Consider the following 21,734-nt stretch of genomic DNA (forward strand, 5'->3'; position numbering starts at 1 on the left):
CGCGCGGGGGCGGCCGGCATTTGGTAGAGCGCCGGGGCTCCATGGTCTTCCAGCCGCGCCCGAACCACCCCTACGCCGACGCGCCTCGCTTCCCCGACGGCGACGACGTCTCCATCGACGCCTTGATCCCGGGCGCCGGCCCCGTCGAGATCGAGATCGGCCCGGGCCGCGGCGGCTTCCTGTTCGAGCGTGCTGCGGCGAGCCCCGAGGCGCGGCTGCTCGGGCTGGAGATCCGCCTGAAGTGGTCGGCGATCGTCGACGGGCGCCTGAGGAAGGGCGGCCTCGGCGGACGGGTGCGGGCGCTCAACGCCGACGCGCGCGAGGCGCTCGCGCGGCTCCGGCCCGACGCGTCGATCGCGCGATTTTTCCTGCACTTCCCGGATCCGTGGTGGAAGAAGCGCCACACGAAGCGCCTCGTGATGGGCCCGGGGCTGCTCGACAGCCTGGCGCGCCTGCTCGTGGACGGCGGCGAGCTCTTCGTGCAGACCGACGTCGAGGAGCGCGGCGTGCTGTACGCCGAGCAGATCGGCGCGCACCCCGCGTTCGAGCCGGCGGGCGACGCGCCCGGCTCGCCGCACCTCGCCGAGAACCCCTACGGCGCACGGAGCCCCCGCGAGCACCACGCGATCGCCGACGGGCTGCCGGTGAGCCGGCTGCTCTACCGGAGGCGGCCGCGCTCGGCCGAGGGCGCGCCGCTGGATCCCAGCCGCGACGACGGTTGAGCCCGTCGGGCGCGCTGGACGGGGCGCGTGAGGCGGATGGCGGCAACGCTGTACGTCACGCTTTCGAACATCGGATGCCTGACAGCCGCCGCCGCGATCCTCGCCCAGACATTCATCACGGCGCGTGTGGCGGAGCGATCTGCGCTCAGGTGATCTGAAGCTCCTGCAAAGCGCGCTGAACTGGCTATTGCCGGTCGCTGGAGGGCGCCAAGCATGCGCGCCGAGCAGAGCCCAACTCCGCATGTGCGCCGCCGACCCTCGTCGTGGGCCGACTCCGCCGTGGTGACGCAACGGTGGGAGTTGAGCTCCTCCTTGTCGAGGACGGGGCCGTTCGGCCGGTATCGGGGCTCAGGTGTGTCCTGCTGAAATGCGGGCGCATCTTTCATGGGGGACGCGAGGGGCGAGCGAACGTGTCGTTCTGGGCTCTCCGTGGCTCCCCGCACATAGGCTGTCGCTCTTCGGACTCGAGATGAAAGAAAGCTGAGCCGCGCGCGCCGTCTGCAGCAACAGCGGTCCATGGGAGTCGTCGAAGCTGCCAAGAGCAAGCCATGATGTTGGCACGACTCCACTTACCTCTTACATCTGGAGGACGACATGCATCGTGCGCGCGTGAACATGTGGATCCTGGGTTGGCTGGCGGGCGTGGGCGTCTGTTCGGTATCGATGGTCGGATGTAGCAGCAGCGAGAGCACCCAGGAGGCGACGAGCGCCACGTCAGGCTCCACCACCACGAGCACGGGTAGCGCTACCGGCGGGGACGGGGGGAGCGGTGGAGACGTGCAGGGGGGCACGGGCGGGCTCGGGGGCGCCGGAGGGCAAGGCGGGAGCGGTGACGGCGGCGCGGGCGGGCTCGGGGGCGCCGGAGGGCAAGGTGGGAGCGGTGACGGCGGCGCGGGTGGCACCGGCGGCGCGGGCGGGCTCGGGGGCGTCGGAGGACAAGGCGGGAGCGGCGTCGGCGGCGCCGGGGGGCAAGGTGGCGTCGACGGCTCGGGGGGACAGGGTGGGGCCAGCGAATCTCCGTGTCCCCCGACCCAGACGTTCTGTGATCCCACATGCGTCGATACGCAGACGGACAACATGAACTGTGGGGCTTGCGGCACCACGTGCAAAGCGGGCTCGACCTGCCAGGCCGGCGCCTGCACATGCCCGCTGGGGGGGCAGACCTACTGCGATCCGCTTTGTGTCAACACGAACCTCGATCAGTTCAACTGCGGGGCGTGCGGCAACACATGCGGCGGAGGCGCCTTCTGCATCGCCGGAGAGTGCTCCTGCAATGCGGGGCAGGCGTACTGCGGCAGCGGATGCGTGAACCTCAGCAACAATGAGAGCAACTGCGGGGCGTGCGGCGCCGCCTGCGCCGAGGGACAGAACTGCATCACGGGTATCTGTCGGTAGTTCCGCGTGTCAGAAATCCCTGCGGAGCACGAGCGGCCCGTGTTTCGCTCGCAGCCGCCGGGATGCTCACCCGAGCGGAGTCTCGGCCGCTGTCGGCGCGTCCAAGGACCTCGCGGCCAGCGCCGCACGCCTACGCGCCTCGCGAACCGCATCAGACCGTGTTGTATGGCCTTGTTCAGGAGCACCTCGCGACCTACGTCGCGCACGCAGCGCGCACGTACGCGGCCCCGCTCCCGAAGTACGTTGTCGCCGCCTTCGATGGCTACCTCGCCTGTGGCGATCTCGCGCGAGGTTTCGTCCGATGTCACTGCGTTGGCTGCGGTCACGATGTGCTCGTCGCCTTCTCATGACGGCCCCGAGCAGCGCGATCGCGGCGCTCACGGCGTACGCCGCGACGACGGGGCGGCGGGGCGGCGCGAGCCGCCGGTGACGTCGGCGTAGGCGTGGGCGAGGCCCGCGGAGACGATGAGCCCGCTCGGGAGGACGTGCTCGGCGAGGGCGAGCGTGCCGTCGGTCTCGAGCAGGATGAGCCCTGTCACCCAGAAGGCGAGGAAGAAGCAGAGGGCGACGAGGCCGCGGCCCACGTTGCGCCCGAGCCGCAGCGCGGTGACCGCGACCGTCACGGCAGCGGCCCAGAGCGGGTAGTACGCGAGAGCGACCAGGGGTCTCACACGGCAGTTCGTCAGATCCCGGCCGTCTGGCAAAGGACCACCCGCCACCCGTCGGGGTCCTCGAAGGTGAACCCCTTGTCGCGCCAGTAGGGGTTCTCGGGCTCAACCAGGTGGTGCCCCAGCGCCTCCAGTCTGCCGCGCACCTGCTCGAGCTCGACAGGATCGGGGACGTAGAGCACGAGGAGATTGTCGCGCGAAGGCGCCGGGCACGCGCTGCCTGCCTCGTGCCGGGTGAACTCGAGGTGGTACTCGCGGCCCGGCAGGCCCAGCACGACCCCGTCGTAGCCGGCGTGTCCTTCGAACGCGCAGAGGCGCGGCAAGCCGAGGCCCTGCTCGTAAAACGCGACGACCTCCTCGAGACGGTCCGTCGGTCGGGCGATCCGCACCTGAGCGACCTTCATGCCCGTGGGCCAATGGATGGGCACGAATCCTCCTTTATTTCGATCGTGCCTCGGAGCGCCCGGCGCCGCAAGCGCCCGGGCCGACCGCAGACCGGACGACGCCGGACGATACGCTCAGGTCTTTTCCCACGAGCCGCGGATCAGGATCTCCGCGAGGGGCTTGCGGCGCCTCGCTGGCGGAGCGGCGAGCGCCCGGGCCGACGCATACCCCACCACGAACATGGCCATCGGATCGAGCTCGGGCGGGCCGAGGCGCCGGGCCACAAAGCATCGAATCAGAAGGTGCGTTTCATGAGCACGGCCCAATCGACGTAGCGCGACGTTGCGAACAACTCTAGGCGACGCAGGCGCGGGCGACGCAGGTGCGAAGGCGGCGACAACGTACTTCGGCAGCGGGGCCGTGGAGGTGCGCGCCGCGTGCGCGACAAAGGTCGCGAGGTGCTCGGCCGATCACTTGGGGGAGAAACGGATGGCCGCGAGCAGGCCATCGAACGCGGCGCGGTCGAGGCGGGTGGTGTAGATCATGTACCTGCGGCGCGCGGGAGGAGGACCCTCGAAGTGGGCGACGAGGACCTCCTTTTCATGGCCGAAGAAGTGGCTGGTGCGGCTGACGGTGGCATCGGCGGAGCCCACCTGGACCTTCCAGGTCTCCACGGCTTTCATGGGGCCTCGGTCGCGCGTGGGTGTACCTTCCCAGGCAAAGCCTCGCAGCCCCGAACGGCGTTAGTCGAGGCAGGGTCGGTCAGCTCCGGGTGGCCACCAGCACCTCGGCCTCGCGCTCCCGGGTCATCCCCGTGACGACGGCGTCCGGCGTCGCCCGCAGCCACTCGAGGGTGTCGCGGGCGGTGTCCGCGACCGGTCGCAGGGTCAGTCCGGCAGCGTACGACGGGGCGGGGTCGTGTGCGGCCATGCCGTCGTAGAGCGGACGGGGCAGCCACAGCGGCAGCGAGCCCGGGCCCGCCCACGGCTCGACGCCCTGCTCCTCCAGGAGCTCGTGCGGCACCCAGGTCAGCTCCGGCGTCGCGCCGACGCCGGCAGCCACCCGGGCGAGCAGCTCACCCGCGGGCAGCACCTCGCCGACGCCGTCGTAGTCGCCGGTCGTCCGCTGCTCGGCGCAGGTCACGATCCACGCCGCCAGGTCGCGGACGTCGATCACCTGCAGCCGGTCGTCCGGGCTGCCGCCGGCCAGCGCCTCGCCGCCGCCGGCGAACCGTGCGGGCCAGTACGTGAACCGGCCGGTCGGGTCCTCCGGCCCGACGATGAGCCCGGGCCGGATGATCGTCGCCGACGCGGCGCCCGCGCGCACGGTCTGCTCGCACGCGACCTTCATCCGGCCGTACGCCTCCGGGCTCGAGCTCGGGTCGACGTCCTCGGTCAGCGGCTCGCGCAGCGGCGACGTGGCGGGCGTGCCGAACGGCTCGTGAGGGTCCGGGTAGACGTTGAGGGTCGACACGAAGACCCAGTGCGCGTCGGGGAAGGCGTCCACGGCGGCATGCACCCACGACGGCACCCGGGCGACGTCGACGACCGCGTCGTACGCCGTGGCAGCGAGGTCGGCGGGCACCGGCTCGGAGCGGTCCCAACGCACGAGCGCCGCGCCCTCGGGCACTGACCCGGAGGTGCCACGGTTGGCGCACGTGACATCGTGGCCGCGGGCGACGGCATCCGCCGCGACCGCCTTGGACAGGAACTTCGAACCGCCCAGCACCAGGATCTTCACGACGGCAACGCTGTCGTGAAACCCCTGTCGGGGCAAGCGATTCAGCCCACAGCAGAGGTCACGACGCGAGCTCGGGCGTGGTCTCGCCGAGCAGCCGTTTGAGCTGCGTGCGCTTGCGGCCAAACGAGCACAAGGACAGTCCCGACGCGGCTTTCGAGCGCCGAGAGCGACGCTTCTCCGCGGCGTGCGACGGGTTCGACGTGCATTGCGCGGTGCGCATCGCAGCGGATGACGGCGGTCGACGACCCGCGCGCGAGAGGCTCGTGCGGTACTGCTCCCGCCCGGCCTTCGCACTCGATCGAATCGAGCTCCTGCCCGATGGGCGTATGGCGTACTTGCTGAAGACACCTCGGCGGGGACGCACTCACCGCGTCATGAGTCCAATGGAGTTCATGGCCCGGCTCGCGGCTTTGATTCCTCCGCCGAAGATCCCGCTTGTGAGATAGCATGGCGTGTTCGCGCCTCGCTCGTCGTGGCGCTCTCTCGTGACACCCAAACCTCCGGCCCGCGCCGCGAAGTCTGAGCCGTGCTCGGGGCACGCGTCTCTGCCCGCCGCGTCCGCATCGCCCGCGCCCGCGTCGCCGTGCGCTCCGCCGGCGCTCTCAGCGAGGTCGCTCGCGCATGCCGAGCCCACGGTGCGAGTTGAGCCGACCCTGATCTCGGTCTTGCACTGGGGGCGGCTGCTCGAAGGGGAGTTGTTCGCAACGTCGCGCTACGTCGAGTGGGCCGTGCTCATGTAGCGTTCGTTCGGCTTCGATGCGCTCCGCTGCCCGAGATGCGAACGGAGGATGCGCGTGCTTTCCACGATCACCGACTCAGCGGTGGTGCGCCGCATCCTCGATCATCTGAACTTGCCCTCGCAGCCCCGAACGGCAGCACCCGCGCGCGATCCAACGTGGGAACCGATGGCGTTCGGGTTCGACGCGGCGTAGGTGGGCACCCGGCCCGAGCCCGTCATGGCGAACGCACGTCGCGGTCGTCGAGCCAGAGCTGCACCCAATGCACGGCGCGCGGTCCCTGCGACGGGGCGAGCGGGTGTTTGATGCGCGATAGACGGCTCGCCCGGCGCCGTTCCCACGGGGCTCGACGCGGCCGAGAGCTCTATGGTTTCCTATCCGCTTTCCTATCCGCAAGTCGGTGCAATTGTTCGTCCATAAACGTAATTGTTCGTTTGCGGCGAGTCCTTCTCCATCGCTCGATCGCACGAGCAACTCCGCTGCAGCTCGAAGTGGACGCCTCCGCGGATCCGAGCGTGTGCCGAGCTCGGGCGCTTCGCTCCGGAGCCACAAAGGGCCGTGGCACTGGTTGACAGGCTCGCTCACTCTCGCATCCGGGAGCTACGAAGACGTCTCATGTGCGTCGGTGCTCGGCGGTGCGGAATCGATCGGCGAGACGGACGAGGCGCTCGCGAGCGAGCCCGATGGGCACATTGGTCAGGTACAGCAGAAGTGGAGCCCAGTCGGGCTCGTATGCAGCGCCTTCACCCTCGGTAGCGGATTAATCCTGAGCTACGCGCTTTGCCCGCATGCGACGAATTCTCAGGATGAGAAGCGTTGTGGCAATCTGTCGAATTTCGGAATGGGTGGACGGAGCTTTGCTTGCCTCTTCATCTAGCCTCGCTCATCTGAAGTTGTCCACGGAGGCGCCGCCCACACTCGGGCGAGGAGCCCCGCGTTCGAGGGGGAGATCGCCGAGTCCCCGATCGAGGTGGGACTCCCGACAGCGCGTGCGCAGGTGGGGACCCCGACGACCGTTCCTTGGTGAGGTCGCGGCTCGATTTAAAATTCAACCTACGAACCCGGCTTCACGAACCGCATCGCGAGAAAGCGGAGGGCGCCACTTTCGAACGCGCGGATCAGGAGCGGCTCGGTGCCGGCGCGGTGCTTCGAGCGGAGGCGGAGGCGCCAGTAGGGCAGGGTCTCCCGCTCGAGGCCGACCACGTCGTCGACGCGCATGCCGTTCGCGGCGGCGCCGTCGGTGTACTCGCAGAGGTCGCCGATGCGCGAGACATAGTGGGTGTCGAGCGCGCGGATCGCGTCGTCGATCTCATGGCGCCGTGAGGCGACGCACGTGAGGACGAAGACGACTGCGCGGCCGGAAGGATTGAGCACACGGGCCCACTCCGCGAAGAGCGCGCGGCGATCGGCCATGTACTCGGTGCTCTCGCAGGCCCAGACGAAGTCGTACGCGGCGGTCGGGCGCTTCGCATCGTAGACGTTCTCCACGAAGAAGCGCGCCGTCGCTGTGAGACCGAGGGACCGCGCTGCGGAGGTCGCGAAGGCCTCCTGCGTAGCGGAGACGGTGATGCCCTCCATCGTCACTCCATGGTGCTTCGCGAAGAGGAGGGACGATGCGCCGCGCCCGCAGCCGCAGTCGAGCCCGTGCTCGCCCACCCGGAGCGCCAGCATCCGCGCGCCGAGCTCGGTGAGGCGGGTCTCGCTCCGTCCGAGCTCGCGGAGGATGCTCGCCTCGTCGTCGAGCGGAGGGACCACGCCGCCCTCGAACCAGCCGGTGTGGTGGTGGACGATGAGGCCGTCCTCCGAGGATAGGTAGTTGAGGTCGTCCGTGCCCTTCGCGTCGTAGTGCCGCCCGACGGCGGCGAAGTCCGGCATGTCGATCGTCTGTGTCATCCCATTTGCTCCAGCACCATGTGAACGGAGAGCACGGAGCCCTCGCGGAACGCTGCCTCCAGGGCCGAGAGCTCGGTCGTCGATCGCTCGAGGCGCGCACGCTCCGGGGGCGGGAGGTCGGGCGCCGCGAGCGCCATCTCGTTCCATCGCCGCGCGAGCACCCAGAAGTCGCTCGTGCGATCGTTCAGGATCTCGTACGCCGCTATGCGCAGGCCGCCCGCGCGGCCCTGGGTCTCGTACTCGGTGGGTGTGCCCATGCGCGTCTTCCAGTGGGCGTCGACGCCGGGGGCGGCGCCGGGGCGGGGCACCATCCAGTCGAAGACGTGGACCGTGCCGCCGCGGCGGAGCAAGCGCCCGACGCGGCGGAGCCACACCGCGCGATCGAGGTAGGACGAGCTCTCGACGGCGACGGCGGCGTCGTAGAGTGCTTCGCCCGGGAGCGTGTGCGCGTCTGCGCAGAGGACGTCGAGGCGCCCGCCCACGCCCGCTTCGCGCGCGAAGCCGCGCACGAGATCGACGTGGCGCGCGGCGATGGTGATCGCAGTCACCTGGGCGCCGCGCTCGGCCCAGAAGATCGAGCCGCCGCCGAGGCCACACCCGACGTCGAGGAGGCGGACGCCGCGGCCGCGGTCGGGCAGCGAGTCGGCCATGTACACGAGGACCGCCTCCTGCGCGGAGCGCATGGTCCGCCGCAGATCGGACTGCGCGTGCGGCACGACCGACGCGCGGTCCACGAGACCCGTGTGGTAATGGACCTTCGGACCCGGTCCGTACTTGTCGAGGATGCGCGCCGTCTTCTCGTCGTAGTAAGTGGCGATTTCGTTGCGCGTCGGTCGTATGCCATCGGAGGTGGTCAGCGCGGACGAGGGCACAGCGCTCGGTCCGTCGACCGGAGTCCCAGCTCGATCCATTCGAGGTTCTCCTCTCTGAGATTGCGAGAGAGCATTCGGGCCCAGTCCAAGAATCGATTTCGATCGTCCTCCGTGAGCGACGTTATGCGGACGTCGTTGGACTCGACGTCGCGGGCGACGTGCCCGACGATGCCGAGGTCGTGGGTGAGACGCGGCCCGCGCTCATCGAGGGGCGTCGCGGCGAAGAGGACGCGCCCGTACGCCGCCCACTGCCGCCCCGCGCCGCCCTCGGCGAGGGCCCGCGAGCGCGCGTAGTTCCACTCGGTCGTGCGTGTCTCGGCGAGCTGCGCCGCGCCAGCGGCGAGGAGATCCGCGGCGACGTGCGCGATGGTGTCCGCGGGGATCGACGCCTTCACCATCGTCGCGGCGAAGAGGTTCTGGAGCAGGTACTGCACCGTCGGCCCGGTGCGCGCGGGCTCCGGCAAGTACGTGCAGTCGCCGTCCGACAGATCGTCGGTGAGGTTGATGCACGCGTAGCCGAAGAAGTTCGCTGCGCACCGATTGAGGACGAGCTCCCGAGGGAGCTCGAGCCCCGCCGTGGCGAGGTAGGAAAACGCGAGGTTTCCAGGCCGCGCCGCCTCGAGTGCGCGGAGAATCTCGCGCTCGGCCTCGTCGCCGAGCTCGCTCCGCGACACGATGCGGAGCGCGTGCTGGAAGATCATCCCGCCGCTCATATTGAGTTGGGTCGAAACGATGGCCACGAAGCTCAGGAGGTAAGCGTCACGTAGAAGCCGCTCTTCTCGTTGATTGTGTTAGCGTCGTACTGCATCTGCTCCGTGCGTTCCTGGAGCTCGTTCACGATGTCTGGATTTCCCCGATGGACCGTCTCGATCTTTACCTCGCCCCCCGCGAGGACGGTGTGGAGCGCCTTGATGATTTCCGCCACCGCGGGGGTCGGCTTCATATGGCCGAGCTCCCCCTCCAGCATCCCGAGATCCAGTATCCTCTGAACGTATTCGTATCCCGAGTGCGTCAGGTTATAGCCAACCAGGCTAGGACCTAGTCTCGATTCGTAGCTCATGCCGTTCTCCTTCTGAGGTGTGGGGCGAAATGGGAAGCGACTGGGGGATGGCGGCCAGTCGAAAGGGCAAGCTTTAAGAGGCGGCGTCACGGAGTGGCCTCGCGGAGCTATGCTTCGGACGGTGAAGCTACGTAGAGGCCGCCGCCGACGGGCAGTGCGTAGCGGACGAGCGCGTCGAGTGGGCCGCCTCCTTCGCCGAGCATGACGTCGAAGAGAGGCGAGCACAACCACGCCCGACTCGGTAAACCCACGCTTCCGGAGCGCACCTCGCAGTCGCGTTGACGACGGAAACGTCACGAAAGCGAGCGTCCAACCTCGCGCTCGGCGCGCCTGGGGGCGGCTGCTCGAAGGGGAGTTGTTCGCAACGTCGCGCTACGTCGAGTGGGCCGTGCTCATGAAGCGTTCGTTCGGCTTCGATGCGCTCCGCTGCCCGAGATGCGAACGGAGGATGCGCGTGCTTTCCACGATCACCGACTCAGCGGTGGTGCGCCGCATCCTCGATCATCTGAACTTGCCCTCGCAGCCCCGAACGGCAGCACCCGCGCGCGATCCAACGTGGGAACCGATGGCGTTCGGGTTCGACGCGTCGTAGGTGGGCACCCGGCCCGAGCCCGTCATGGCGAACGCACGTCGCGGTCGTCGAGCCAGAGCTGCACCCAATGCACGGCGCGCGATCCCTGCGACGGGGCGAGCGGGTGTTTGATGCGCGATAGACGGCTCGCCCGGCGCCGTTCCCACGGGGCTTGGTGCGGCCGAGAGCTCTATGGTTTCCTATCCGCTGCTGTTTGCATGGGGTTTCAACCCGTTTGTCGCTCTAGGCCCACCCCGCGCCGTCCGGTCGGGTGGAGACGTCCCGTGCTCCGCGGTCCAGGGCGGCGTGCGTCAGCGACGGAGAGCCGTGTGGGCGCGCTAGGCCACGTCGTGGCCGTCGCGCACCTTCCCCAGGCGCCCGCAGGGCGCAGGCGGGGCACCGCGCGGGCGCGGCGGTTGCGTTCGACGCCATGGACGCAAGCCTTCCATCCTCGGCGACCGCTCCGGTAGGATCGATGTCAATGTACCAGTGGGAGCATCCCTGGGTGGACGACTCGGAATCGCCGCTCCTCGTGTTCACGTTGCCGGAGCGGCTCGATGAACACCTCTTCATTCGCCTCCACGAAGAGCTCTGCGCCTTCTGCGAGGCGCTCAGGGGGCCGTATGCGCTCGTCATCGACGCCCGCAAGGCGCGCGGGATCTCGGCGAAGCAGCGGCAGCTCGTGGCCGACACCGATCGGCGGCTTCTGGCCATTGATCGGATGTACAACGCAGGGCAGGCCTACGTGCTCAGCAGCGCCCTGGCCCGCGGCGCGCTCACGGCGATCCGCTGGCTGTCGCCGCCGGCTTTTCCCCAGGCGGTCTTCGAGCACCCGGGGCCGGCCATCGTGTGGGCGCGCCGCTCCCTCGCCCAGCGCTTGGGGCAGGGCGCTCAGGTCGCGAGCAGCCGCTGAGCGGGAGGGCGGGATTCCGCCCGAAACGCGCGGAACGCGCCGGCACGTCAGCTCGTCGAGGGCACCGGCCGTCCCGTCGCCGCGACACTGAGGATTACGTCCGGAGTATGCGAAGATGGCCGGAACGATGCCAGGGGGCGTTCTGGAACGGCGGCGTTCGAGGAACGTCTCAGAGTCGAGGCCGTGCAGCGTCCACCGAAAGCCGGCCTCGAGCGTCGATCTGGGCACCATGGGGTGATGGTTGTGCACCAGGGCGACAGGCAGCGGGTCGTTCAGGATCTTGCCAACGTAGAGCGCGATGATCTCGTCGAGCTGCAGCGAGTTGCTCGCCCGCTCCGCACCTGTCCTATCCGGGCGCCTCGTCAATGCGGCTTGCTACCGTCGGCGCGACCTTTCTCTCCCCTCCGGTGCTGGCACCAGGCCGAGCAGCCGACCGATCGCCTCGTGAACGATCCGCGCCGCCTCCTCATCCCCAAGGACGACGGCGCGGTTCAGGGTGCCGGCGAGCGAGGCAACCACGACGGCCCGAGGCGACGTGTCGGCCGACGCGAGCTTCCCAGGATCGAGGCTCGCCGGTTGGGCCCACCCCCACCGACGGGCTGCAATCCGTCGTCAGGCCTCCCTGAAATCCCGGGCAAAGCACCGGATCGCGACGGTTCGCCCTCACAGAATCGTCCCGCCAGGGATCTGTCTCGCGAACGAAGCGAGAATTTGACGCAAAGACGCCAAGGGCGCAAAGGCGCAAAAATGCACAAAGTCTGTTATTGCGACTTTGCGACTTTGCGACTTTGCGTTGAAATCTCTCGCCGGGATCCCTGGCCGAACCTCTGGAGGACGGAACTAGGGGGTCGAGGACACGGAAGAGGGGCCGCTCCAGCGTACGCCGGTCATCGGGGGCGTGATGGCGTCAACGCAGCTGCGTATTGTCGGCTGCGCCGTCCACGACCTCCGGCAGACACGGAACTTCATCGTCGTGCTGCGCTCCCTCTTCTCCCGCGGACCGCCTCGCCGCCACAAAGGAAGAGCTCCTAACAGGAAACTTCCGCTGAGAGCGCCGTGCGTTTTCGTTGAGCCGAACGAGAACGCTCGGGGTACGTACGGGTATGAGGCGGGAATCCTTATTTCTTGCGAGGGTTGCTGCGGTCGCTGCGGCAGCCCCGGCGGCGTGCTCGGGTTCGGGGGAATTTCCGAGGGGAGCGGCGGGCCGCCGAGGATCGGCTGGGGCATCCGAGGTCGTGCTCGCCTTTGGCCTTCACTTCCGGATAGCTTCGATCCTTCTCCTCCCCCATCCTGCGGGGGAGCGGGACCGTACGGCCCGCGACCAGACCCAGCGCTCCGCGTTCGATCGTCTCTTCGAGGTGGTCGCGCGCCAGCTGGCGGACGCGAGGATCGAGGCCTGGGACGACCGGTGGGGGGACGCCGCGCCTCCGGATGGCGCGCAGCCGCTGGAGGGCTCGGAGCCGGGCGCTCACCCCTCCCGGCGCACCGCGGTCGAGTCGCGGCGCTTCGGCTCCGCGCCGCCGCCGCGGGCGACCGCGCGCTCGTCGGGACCAGGCCGCCACGCACCCCACCACAGAAGGCCCGCCGACGCCTCCTCGGCTCCGGGCGCGGCCGCCGCGCGCAGCGCGTCCCGGGGCGCCTCCGCGAGCGCCCCGCCGGTCACCAGCAGCGAGCGCTCGTCGTTCCGCGCAGCGACCGACGAGGCCGGCTCGCCGCGCCGCGAGGCGCACGGCAGCGCGCCGAGCACGTGGGCGCCCGCGCGCAGGTCCGCCTGACGCCGATCACCTCTGCGCCTCGCTCCCCTCCGTGGGCGCGACGCAGAAATCCGCCTCGGCGGCGTAGCCCTGGGCGCCGCGGAGCTCCACCACCCGGTCCCGGCCGAGGGGCGCCGCGCCCGGGAGGCGGAACGTGGTGACGTCGAGCCGCGGCACCGGCGTCTGCCGCGGCGCCGGGAGCTGGGGCACCCAGGCGTACGGCGCCCTGTAGGCCCGGTACACCAGGTTGAGGCTGAGCGGGGGTTTGCGCCAGTAAGGGCTGATGTACTCCCAGACGATCTCGTGCCCCGCGGTGACCTCGAAGATGCGGCCGTCGGAGCCCTCGGTGATGAGCGTGTTGCCGTTGGGCAGCCGCTGAGCGCTGCTGATGAAGGGGCTGTAGAAGCGCGCCGCGTCGAGCGGCATCACGAAGCCCGCCTCCTTGGGCGTGTATTGCCAGCGGATCTCCAGCGTGGTGGGGTCGATCTCCAGCACCCGCGAGTGGTCGCGCAGGGCCGTCTTGAGGCCCCTCGGCGCGCCGGGGTTGGGGGCGCCGTATCCGGCCCAGCCGCCGTTGTCGAAGACAAGGAGATTGCCCTCGCCCGGTAGCCCGCGCGGGATGAGGTGGGCGTGGTGCTGGCCGATGATCCAGCCGAGCCGGCGCTCCGCCTCGTTGCCGTCGTACCGCGGGCCGAGCTTCCACACGATCCGCCCCGTCTTCTTGTCGACGATCGCGATGATGTTCGCCTCGCGCGCGTCCCAGATCAGGTTGTCGGGGTGAAAGCGCTTGTCCCCGGCGTCGTACCACCGGTTCGGCCCGAGCAGAGACAGCGAGTTGATGTGCAGCCAGTCGCCGATCCCCCCGCCCGCGGGGCCCGCGCCGAGGACGCTGCCACCCGGCGCGCGCAGGTTGGGATCGCGGCGCAGGGCGGCGCGCGCGGCCTCATCGAAGCCCAGCTCCTCGACGTGCTCATGGGCGCGCCACTCCCACACGATGTTGCCCTTCCAGTCCACCTCGATGATCTTGTCATCGAGCAGCGGGTGCTCGGAGATGGCGATGTTCTGCACGTTCTCGTGCACGAGCAGGAACGTGCTCCCCCGGTCGACCAGCGGGTCCTGGCCGGGCGCGTAATAGCCAACCGGATTGCCCTGCCGCTGGAAGTCGTGGTGCTGGCGCGAAAGCCAGCGCGGCGCCTCGCCGGGATCGTGGATGTGCTCGAGGCGGTCGAAGCGCCACACCACGTTGCCTTCCCAGTCGACCTGGACGAGGTCGATCTGGTCCTGCGCCCCGTGCCGCGGGTCGCGCTCCCCGGTGCTGCCGAACACCTGTCCACCGGGCAACAGCTTGTTGGGAAACCCGTGCAGCCCACTCCAGAGCTGCACCTCGCGGCCGTTCATGTCGATGAGCAGCGCGCCGAGCCCTGCAGCCTGGAAGATCGTATAGCCGTTCCAGCTCCGGTCCGGGTCATAGAGGGTGACCCCGGTGGGGTAAATCGTCGGATGGCCCATGGTTCGCGTCTCCTCGTCTCGTCCGCGGTGGCGCTACGCACGGGGCGTACCAGCGGTGGAAACCGCGGGTGGAGGTGTTGCGCCGGGCGCTGCCGCGCAACGCTGCTGCGCAGCGAGCAGCCGACCAGCACCCGCGCTGGCCTGGGCGCACCGCGGACGTCGAGAGCGTCCTCCGGCCGCCGAGATCCGTGCGGAGGCGCACGCCTCTCCAGGACGGCGCGCGTCGCTCGCGGCGGCGGCGGCGTGGAAGCGCGGGCGCTTCGTCGGCGGAGCGCGAGGCGCGAGGCCGAGCCGCGTCCGCGGTGGGCTCGGGAGACTGACCGGGTCATACTCCGCCTCGAGAAGCGGGCGGCATGGATTTCGACGTCGACTTCGCCATCGTGGGTTCTGGCTTCGGCGGCAGCGTCTCCGCGCTGCGCCTCACCGAGAAGGGCTACAGCGTCACCGTGCTCGAGTGCGGCAAGCGCTGGCGCAAGGAGGATTTCCCGAAGACCAACTGGAATGTACGGAAGTTCCTCTGGGCGCCCAGGCTGCTCTGTCACGGCATCCAGCGGCTGACGCTGCTCAGGGACACGCTCATCCTCTCGGGCGCGGGCGTGGGCGGCGGCTCGCTGGTCTACGCCAACACCTTGCTGGTGCCCCCGCCCGAGGCCTTCGCCAGCCCCGGCTGGCCGGCTGGCACGCGCTGGCGCGACGAGCTGATGCCGTTCTACGAGCTCGCGAAGCGGATGCTCGGCGTGACCCCGAACCCGAAGCTCTGGCCGGCCGACCGGCAACTCCGGCAGATCGCCGACGAGATGGGCCGAGGGGACAGTTTCCACGTCGCCAGCGTGGGCGTCCTCTTCGCGAGGGAGGGCGAGCAGGAGGGGCAGCGCCTGCCGGACCCGTTCTTCGGCGGCGAGGGCCCCGAGCGCGCCACGTGCGTCCACTGCGGCGGCTGCATGGTGGGCTGCCGCTTCGGCGCCAAGAACACGCTCGACCTCAACTACCTTTATCTGGCCGAGAAGAAGGGCTGTACCATCCAGCCCGAGACGCTGGTCACCGCCATCGACGCGCTCCCGGGCGGCGGCTACGAGCTCACCCTGGAGCGCTCCACCGCGCTGCTCAGGAAGCGCCGCCGCACGCTCCGGGCGCGCGCGGTGGTGCTCAGCGCCGGCGTGCTGGGCACGGTGAAGCTCCTGTTGAAGGCGAGGGCCGAGGGCCGGTTACCCCATCTCTCCCCGCAGCTCGGCCATCACGTGCGCACCAACAGCGAGGTCATCCTCGGGGTGACGGCCAGCGACGATCGGGTCGACTACTCGCGTGGTATTGCGATCACGAGCGGCATCTACCCCGACGCGCGCACGCACATCGAGCCGGTGCGTTACCCGGCCGGCTCCGACGTGATGGGCGCGCTGGGCACGGTGCTCACCGACGACGCGCCAGGCCTGCCGCGCTGGCTGCGCTGGCTGGGGCGGCGGCTGCTCCACCCCATCGACTTCATCTCCGGGCTCCTGCCGTTCAAATTCGCCAGGCGCTCCACGATCCTCCTCGTGATGCAGACGCTGGACAATTACATGCAGCTTGTCTGGAAACGCGGCGGCATGACCACCCACAGGCCGCCCGACCAGCCAAAGCCGCCGGCGTACATCCCCGTCGCCAACGAGGTCGGCAAGCGGCTCGCTGTGTTGATGGACGGCACCCCGCGCAACGCGATCAACGAAGCGGTGCTCAACGTGCCGACCACGGCGCATATCCTTGGCGGCTGCGCCATCGCCGAGAGCCCCGAGCGCGGGGTGATCGACCAGCACAACCAGGTGTTCGGCCACGAGGGCCTCTATGTGGTCGACGGCTCGATGGTGCCGTCGAACCTGGGCGTGAACCCGTCGCTCACCATCACCGCGATGGCCGAACGGGCGATGAGCAAGATGCCCCCGAGGCGCGACAACCCTACCTTCTCCGGGTCCGCGGTGCTTCACCCCGAGGACGAACAGGCGTGAGTTGAAATGGCTCATCGCGAGCGTCGTCGCGCTCGCCGCAGCGATGGCCAGCGGTGAGAGGGGAAGCCATCACGGCAGCTCCGCGAGCGGGCCCTTCCTGTACGCCTTGTCGTTTCCGAAGTGCTCGTCTTCGTAGCCGAATGCGCGCAGGATCGATGTGTAGACGTTGTGCATCGAGGCGTCGGTCTCGTACTCGGACTGGGTGGGATCCGCGCTCGCGCGCTTGTTGTAGTTGACGTGGCGGCCGCCCGCCCACCTGCCGCCTGCCTTGCCGGCGAGCAGGACGGGGATATCGCGGGGCGAGTGCCCGCCGCCGCACCCGAACTCGCTCGTGAAGAGCACGACGCTGTTGTCGAGCATCGTGCCGTCGCCCTCGGGGGTGCTCTTCAGCCCGTCGAGCAGGCGTGCGAAGAGCTCCATACGCCAGTTGCGGTTCGCGAGGATGGTCGCGCGCCAGTCCTCGAGCCTGTCGGGCTCCGCGCCGCTCGGGCCGACGTCGAGGGCGGCGTGGCCGAGGCTGTGGCCGAGGTCGGTGCTGTAGGGTTGGGGCAGCCAGCTCGTCAGGACGTCGGCGACCTGGAAGGTGGCCACGTGCGTGAGACCGCACCGGAACGCATGCAGGAGGACGTCGACCAGCAGGGGAGCGGCCTCCTCGATTCCCCCTCCCGTGTAGGATCCGTATCCCTGGTACACGGGCGCTCCGCCGACGTCCGGCTTCGTGCAGGCCGCCAGGTTGGAGATGCCCTCGAGCTTCTTCTCCAGGCTCCGGATGTGCTCGGCATGCGCGTCGAGCAGGTGCCTGTCGGCTGCGCTCACGCGCCCCTTCAGGGCCGCGAGGTGCTCGCTCACGCCGTCGAGGACGCTCTTCCGGTGGGCGCGGAGCCGGAGCTGTTCGGGCGTCGGACCTGACGCGGTCTCCGTGACATCCTGGAAGAGCCGGTCGAAGGCGCTCGTCGGGTCCTTCTCGCTGGACACCTGCTCGCCCGCCGCGTTGTACAGCGGCTCTCCGTAGTTGTGTCCGTCGACCATGAGATCGATCGACGAGAACGGCGCCGGGCTGTCGCCGGCGAGCCGCTGCGCGATCACCTGATCGATCGATGGGCCGAGCGCCCTGGCGTCGTCGCCTCCCGAGGTCGTAGCGGCGCAGGTGAGCACGGTCGCGTTGGAGCAGCCGTGGTGCCCGCCGTAGTCTCCCTGGAGCATCCCAGCGGCGTCGTCGACGCCGCGGAGCAGGGTGAGGTCGCCCTTGTGGGCCTCGAGCGGCGCCATCTCTTCGCCGAGAACCTCGAGCGCCGACCCCTCGTCGCCGGGCGCCCAGAGGTCGAGCATGCTCCAGGCGCCCGGCTTCCATGGATCCCCCTTCTCCCCGGAGGAGTGGCGAGACGTGATCGTGCCCCCGTGACTGAAGAACACGATGAACCGCCTGGCCCTGCCATTCGCGGCCCAGACGTCCCCATGGGTTGCCTCGAGGAACGGCAGGGCGATGCACAGACCGGTCGCGGTACGGAGGAAATTCCTTCGGCTGAAAGCGGCGCGGCTCATGGGTTCACTCCTCGATCTGGCGCAGGTGCAAGAAGGCATTGCTTGTCGTGAGGGAGAGGATGAGATCACGCATGCTGCCGCCGCTCTCGGGCGTCGGCGTGGCCGCCTCGATCGACGCGAGATCCTGGTCGATCGGGACGCGCCGGAGCGCCGTCTGGAAGAAGCGCTTCGTGAGGCAAGCGCGCGCCGCGGGGCTCGCCGCGAGGGCCGCCGACATCCCGACGCCGCCGTCGACCTCCACGCCATCGTTGTCTGGAGGGAGCGCAGGGAGGCTGCCGCGTGCGTCGATGTCGAGCATGGTGGGTGCCTGCGCGTCCCCGCCCGCCTCCTGCGGCTGCCATCGCCCGAACGCGTCGTAATGTTCGAATGCGAAGCCAATCGGGTTGATGAGCCTGTGGCAGCTCGCGCAGGCGCCGCTCGACGTCTTGGCCTCGACGTCCTGGCGGATCGTCCTGTGCACCACCTCGCCGTTCTCCTCGACGGCTCCGCCCTTGACCGGCACGTCGCTCGCGTTGGGGGGCGGCGGGCCGAGGGGGCGGCAGAGCACCTGCTCCAGGATGTACGCGCCGCGGCGGATCGGCGATTTGACCTCGAGGCTGCCGAACACGCTCAGGAAGGCCGCCCGCGTGAAGATCCCCGCGCGCTGATCGCGGGGGAGGGAGACCCACGAGAACGTGCGCTCGTCGGCGGGGCCCTCCACCCCGTAGAGCGCGGCGAGGGGCCCGTTCACATAGGCGTCCGTCGTCGTGAGCAACGTCTCGAACCTGCCGTCCCCCTCGAAGAGCACGCGCTCCGCGAGGGCCTCGAGCTCGGTGCGCATGGCAGCGCGCAGCGCGGGTGAATCCTCGGGATAGATCTCGGGGCTCTTCGGCGCGCTCTCGAGCGAGGCGTGCTTGTTCGTGCCATTGAGCTCCAGCCAATCGGCGAAGAAGCGCCTCGCCGTGGCGCGGGCGCGGTCGTTCGAGAGGAGCCGCTCCGCCTGCGCGCGCACGCCCTCCGCCGTGTCGAGCGCGCCGGACTCCGCTGCGTCGAGCAGCGCGTCGTCCGGCGTCGTGTTCCAGAGGAAATACGACAGGCGCGACGCCCGCTCCCAGCCCGTGAGTCGACGGACGCCGGAGGCGAGCGGCTCGCTCCCGTCGCCGTCGCGGCCGAGCTCGACGAAGTAATAGACGTTGGGCGACTGGATCATGGTCTCGAGCACGACGAGGAGGGCGTCCTCGAACGACTGCTCCTTCCGCGCCCGGGTGTACTGGCCCTTGAGCATCGCGACCTCGGCCTCGTCGAGCGTGCGCCGGAAGGCGCGGCGCCCGAACGTCCGCACGAAGCTGTCCACGCACGCCTCGTCGTCCGCGCCGCTCGTGTCGCACGGGAACACCGGTGTCCCCCACGACGCGCGCCGCGCGACGATCGCCTCCGCCGCGGCATTGAGCTTGTCCACGGCGAGGAGCGAGGCGGCCTCTCCCGCGTCCGGGTCGAGGTCGAGCTCGAGCCCCGGATCGCCGAACAGGTCGCGCATCGAGCTCGTGAACTGCTCCGGTGTCATCCGGCGCATCCCCGCCGGAGCGACGTCGACCAGCCCGCTCGCGCTCGGCGACCCGCCGCGGTCGCCTCCGCGGTCGCCTCCGAGGTCGCCGACGCAGCCCGAGAGCAGGTGGGGTGCCGCGAGGACAATCGCGCCGGCGAGCGCCGCCGCGCGCCGCCCTGGCGCGGTGAATCTATCGAGAACGTCGAGGGGTTTCACGCCGCCAGGCTTCGTTCGCTTCATGGCATCAGTCCTCGCGCGGTCGCTGAACACAGCGGGCTGGATCGCAGGGGCCTCTACTCGATTCTCCCGGGAATTATCGAGCCGCGCTGTGCTGTGTGTTCGCCTTCCGCCGGGGATCGGCATCGAGCGATCGCCGAACCGGGGCTTCCAACCATCGTGGAGATTTAACGAACTCCTCGGTGGGATCCAGCTCAAAGGATGCATGGTGACCATGCACCCTGTGCACATCTTACGTCATCGACTCGAATGACGCGAGGGGCCGTTGATTGAAGAGAGCCGTCAGGACCCCAAAAACCCAAGAGGAGCCATAAAAATCCCTTCTTGGCGTCCTTGGCGGCTCAATTTCTTCTCACAGGAGCGCCGTTATCATCGAGGGTTCGATGGTTGAAGATGTGTCGATGTAAGGAACGCGCCATCAGCAAGCCTTTTGCGAAAGCGACATCTGGCGCGCGTCTGGGTTACATCCTGCTACCTGGGGGGCGGAAGATGCGACCACAGCAATGTCTGGGCGCATGACAAAGTGGATCGGCGTGTCATCTTGCCTCACCGAGGCGAGAAGGCCTCGCAATCTGTAAAATTACAGTGGAGCTTTTATGGCCCATATCGTGGAGAATTCTGTGAGGGTTCGAGCTTGCGTGACCGGATTGCTCCTCGCCGCCGGTTGCACCGGCGAGCTTGGCGGGACGACGTATGGTGGCGGCGGTCCGGCGCCGCTCCCTCCGCCCGTCGTGAACATTCCGCCGATTCACATCGATTGCAGCCACGTCGGAAGCGGCAAGGATTACCAGGTCGGCCCTGGCAAGGAATTCGAGGCGATCGGCGACGTCCCGCTTGAATCGCTCGTCGCCGGCGACACGGTGCGCGTCTTCTGGCGTGCCGAGGGGTACCACGAGAAGATCATGCTCGGGGGCCAGGGGACGGCCGAGCAGCCGATCCGGCTCTGTGGCGTCCCGGGGCCGAACGGCGAGCTGCCGGTGATCGACGGTCAGGACGCGACCACCCGGCCCGAGCTCGATTTCCCCTTCGACGGCCACCAGGTGCGGGGGCTCATCATCGTCGGGCACAAGCACGACGACGACTACGAGCTCGAGCCCACCCACATCACGATCGAGGGGCTCGAGATCAAGAACGCAGCGCCTCCCCACCGCTTCACCGACAAGGCGGGGTCAGGGGCGGACTACGCGGGCAACGCGGCCGGCGTCTTCGTGGAGCGCGGCGATCACGTGACCATCCGCGCCTGCGAGGTGCACGAGAACGCCAATGGCCTCTTCATCGGCACGGCCGGCGGGGATATCCTGACCACGAACGTGCTCATCGAATCCAACTACATCCACGACAACGGCATGGATGATTACAACGAGCACAACGTCTACAACGAGGCCTCGAACGTCATCTACCAGTTCAACCGCTTCGGCCCCACGCGCGGCGGCCACGGCAACAACATCAAGGAGCGCTCGGCCGGCGTCGTCATCCGGTACAACTGGATCGAGGACGGCGCCCACCTGATCGACCTCGTCGACGCGCAGGAGGCGACCGACTCGGTCGCATCGCCGTCGTTCCACGAGACGTTCATTTACGGCAACGTGCTCCTGCGCAACGGCTACGGCCCGTCGATGATCCACTATGGCGGGGACAGCGGGCAGACCGAGTACTACAGGAAGGGCACGCTCCACTTCTTCGCCAACACCGTCTTCGTCAAGAACGACAACTACGAGGACTACAATCGCTCGGCGATGTTCGAGGCCTCGACCAACGACGAGCAGATCGACGCCCGCAACAACGTGTTCGCCAGCAGCCTCGAGCCGACCGAGCTCCGCGCGGTCACCTTCCTAGGGGATCGCGACGGCGTGGCCGCCGGGGCCCTCACCCTGTCCGGGAACTGGGTGACGAACGGGTGGCTGCCGTTCGATCCTATCCGGGAGGTGGTGAAGGTGGTCGGGCAGGTGGACGGCCTGGACGACTCGATCTTCGGCGTCGATCCGGCGTTCGCGTCGGCGGCAGACCACGATTTCATGCCGGCCGCGAGCGCGCCGCTCATCGGCGCTGGCGCCTCGCTCGACGGCCTCCCGCCGGTCGAGCATCAGTACACGCCGCACCAGCAGGCCAGGGCGCGCAACGACGGCGCGAGCCTCACGATCGGCGCGTTCGGGCGGTAGCCCGCGCCGTACAGCCCCGCGCGGCGAGGCTCACTCCACAGCCCGCGGGTCACCTCACACAACCCAGGTCGGCT

19 protein-coding genes and 1 pseudogene are annotated in these 21,734 nt (G+C 69.2%); 6 read left to right on the plus strand and 14 right to left on the minus strand.

Features of this window, described 5'->3' with window-relative positions; translation table 11 throughout:
- Positions 1 to 41 precede the first annotated feature (41 nt).
- Positions 42 to 722 (plus strand): tRNA (guanine(46)-N(7))-methyltransferase TrmB, encoded by a 681-nt coding sequence (gene trmB / locus WME79_RS04015; RefSeq protein WP_437532120.1) that lies wholly within the window; start codon positions 42 to 44, stop codon positions 720 to 722.
- Between the two features lie 594 nt (positions 723 to 1,316).
- On the plus strand, positions 1,317 to 2,117 hold the full coding sequence (locus WME79_RS04020) for an MXAN_6577-like cysteine-rich protein (RefSeq protein ID WP_437532123.1): 801 nt from the start codon (positions 1,317 to 1,319) through the stop codon (positions 2,115 to 2,117).
- Positions 2,118 to 2,494: 377 nt separating this feature from the next.
- On the opposite strand, the gene WME79_RS04025 is transcribed toward WME79_RS04020, so the two are convergent.
- The 5 genes from WME79_RS04025 to WME79_RS04045 all read right to left on the minus strand — a co-directional run bounded on the left by WME79_RS04025 (position 2,495) and on the right by WME79_RS04045 (position 4,909).
- The gene (locus tag WME79_RS04025) at positions 2,495 to 2,788 is read right to left on the minus strand and encodes a hypothetical protein (protein ID WP_437532126.1); all 294 of its coding nucleotides are present in this window, start codon (positions 2,786 to 2,788) and stop codon (positions 2,495 to 2,497) included.
- A gap of 11 nt (positions 2,789 to 2,799) precedes the next feature.
- Positions 2,800 to 3,189: a VOC family protein gene (locus WME79_RS04030; protein WP_437539757.1), complete on the minus strand. Its 390-nt coding sequence runs from the start codon at positions 3,187 to 3,189 to the stop codon at positions 2,800 to 2,802.
- A gap of 114 nt (positions 3,190 to 3,303) precedes the next feature.
- A complete protein-coding gene (locus WME79_RS04035) occupies positions 3,304 to 3,453 on the minus strand; it encodes a hypothetical protein (protein WP_437532128.1) in 150 nt (49 codons plus the stop codon).
- Between the two features lie 186 nt (positions 3,454 to 3,639).
- Positions 3,640 to 3,852: a hypothetical protein gene (locus WME79_RS04040; RefSeq protein WP_437532131.1), complete on the minus strand. Its 213-nt coding sequence runs from the start codon at positions 3,850 to 3,852 to the stop codon at positions 3,640 to 3,642.
- Between the two features lie 79 nt (positions 3,853 to 3,931).
- Entirely contained in the window at positions 3,932 to 4,909 is a 978-nt protein-coding gene (locus tag WME79_RS04045) for an NAD-dependent epimerase/dehydratase family protein (protein WP_437532133.1), read from the minus strand.
- Positions 4,910 to 5,016: 107 nt separating this feature from the next.
- Here WME79_RS04045 and WME79_RS04050 point away from each other — a divergent pair, with 107 nt between their 5' ends.
- Positions 5,017 to 5,355, plus strand: a complete 339-nt coding sequence (locus WME79_RS04050; protein ID WP_437539759.1) for a transposase — start codon at positions 5,017 to 5,019, stop codon at positions 5,353 to 5,355.
- 1,344 nt (positions 5,356 to 6,699) lie between these two features.
- Here WME79_RS04050 and WME79_RS04055 read toward each other — a convergent pair.
- The 4 genes from WME79_RS04055 to WME79_RS04070 are packed head-to-tail and all read right to left on the minus strand — an operon-like array spanning position 6,700 to position 9,471.
- On the minus strand, positions 6,700 to 7,539 hold the full coding sequence (locus WME79_RS04055; RefSeq protein WP_437532136.1) for an SAM-dependent methyltransferase: 840 nt from the start codon (positions 7,537 to 7,539) through the stop codon (positions 6,700 to 6,702).
- Positions 7,536 to 8,450, minus strand: a complete 915-nt coding sequence (locus WME79_RS04060; RefSeq protein ID WP_437532137.1) for an SAM-dependent methyltransferase — start codon at positions 8,448 to 8,450, stop codon at positions 7,536 to 7,538. Before WME79_RS04060 ends, WME79_RS04055 begins: the two co-directional genes overlap by 4 nt.
- Positions 8,393 to 9,112 (minus strand): hypothetical protein, encoded by a 720-nt coding sequence (locus WME79_RS04065; RefSeq protein ID WP_437532140.1) that lies wholly within the window; start codon positions 9,110 to 9,112, stop codon positions 8,393 to 8,395. The genes WME79_RS04060 and WME79_RS04065 overlap by 58 nt, the downstream gene beginning before the upstream one ends.
- Before the next feature lie 44 nt (positions 9,113 to 9,156).
- Entirely contained in the window at positions 9,157 to 9,471 is a 315-nt protein-coding gene (locus WME79_RS04070) for a hypothetical protein (RefSeq protein ID WP_437532143.1), read from the minus strand.
- A gap of 1,076 nt (positions 9,472 to 10,547) precedes the next feature.
- Here WME79_RS04070 and WME79_RS04075 point away from each other — a divergent pair.
- The gene (locus WME79_RS04075; RefSeq protein WP_437540130.1) at positions 10,548 to 10,955 is read left to right on the plus strand and encodes a hypothetical protein; all 408 of its coding nucleotides are present in this window, start codon (positions 10,548 to 10,550) and stop codon (positions 10,953 to 10,955) included.
- A gap of 174 nt (positions 10,956 to 11,129) precedes the next feature.
- Here the strand turns inward: WME79_RS04075 and WME79_RS04080 are convergent.
- From WME79_RS04080 to WME79_RS04090, 3 genes and pseudogenes are all read right to left on the minus strand, one after another.
- Positions 11,130 to 11,321, minus strand: a pseudogene (locus WME79_RS04080) (DUF6999 family protein); the annotation flags it as partial.
- 1,102 nt (positions 11,322 to 12,423) lie between these two features.
- The gene (locus WME79_RS04085) at positions 12,424 to 12,702 is read right to left on the minus strand and encodes a hypothetical protein (RefSeq protein WP_437532146.1); all 279 of its coding nucleotides are present in this window, start codon (positions 12,700 to 12,702) and stop codon (positions 12,424 to 12,426) included.
- A gap of 34 nt (positions 12,703 to 12,736) precedes the next feature.
- Positions 12,737 to 14,218 carry an aryl-sulfate sulfotransferase gene (locus WME79_RS04090; RefSeq protein ID WP_437532149.1) on the minus strand — a complete coding sequence of 494 codons (1,482 nt, stop codon included), beginning with the start codon at positions 14,216 to 14,218 and terminating at the stop codon, positions 12,737 to 12,739.
- 353 nt (positions 14,219 to 14,571) lie between these two features.
- Here WME79_RS04090 and WME79_RS04095 point away from each other — a divergent pair, with 353 nt between their 5' ends.
- Positions 14,572 to 16,197, plus strand: coding sequence for a GMC oxidoreductase (locus tag WME79_RS04095; protein WP_437532152.1), 1,626 nt, complete (start codon positions 14,572 to 14,574; stop codon positions 16,195 to 16,197).
- Positions 16,198 to 16,266: 69 nt separating this feature from the next.
- Here WME79_RS04095 and WME79_RS04100 read toward each other — a convergent pair whose 3' ends face one another.
- Together WME79_RS04100 and WME79_RS04105 are read right to left on the minus strand one after the other, a co-directional pair.
- Complete coding sequence (locus WME79_RS04100; protein WP_437532154.1) at positions 16,267 to 17,739, minus strand: DUF1552 domain-containing protein; 1,473 nt, start codon at positions 17,737 to 17,739, stop codon at positions 16,267 to 16,269.
- A gap of 4 nt (positions 17,740 to 17,743) precedes the next feature.
- Complete coding sequence (locus tag WME79_RS04105) at positions 17,744 to 19,504, minus strand: DUF1592 domain-containing protein (RefSeq protein WP_437532157.1); 1,761 nt, start codon at positions 19,502 to 19,504, stop codon at positions 17,744 to 17,746.
- A gap of 635 nt (positions 19,505 to 20,139) precedes the next feature.
- Between WME79_RS04105 and WME79_RS04110 the strand changes: the two genes are divergently transcribed.
- Positions 20,140 to 21,660 carry a right-handed parallel beta-helix repeat-containing protein gene (locus WME79_RS04110; RefSeq protein WP_437532160.1) on the plus strand — a complete coding sequence of 507 codons (1,521 nt, stop codon included), beginning with the start codon at positions 20,140 to 20,142 and terminating at the stop codon, positions 21,658 to 21,660.
- Positions 21,661 to 21,734 lie beyond the last annotated feature (74 nt).

This window comes from Sorangium sp. So ce726 (assembly GCF_051521405.1).
In the GTDB taxonomy this organism is placed as follows: domain Bacteria; phylum Myxococcota_A; class Polyangia; order Polyangiales; family Polyangiaceae; genus Sorangium.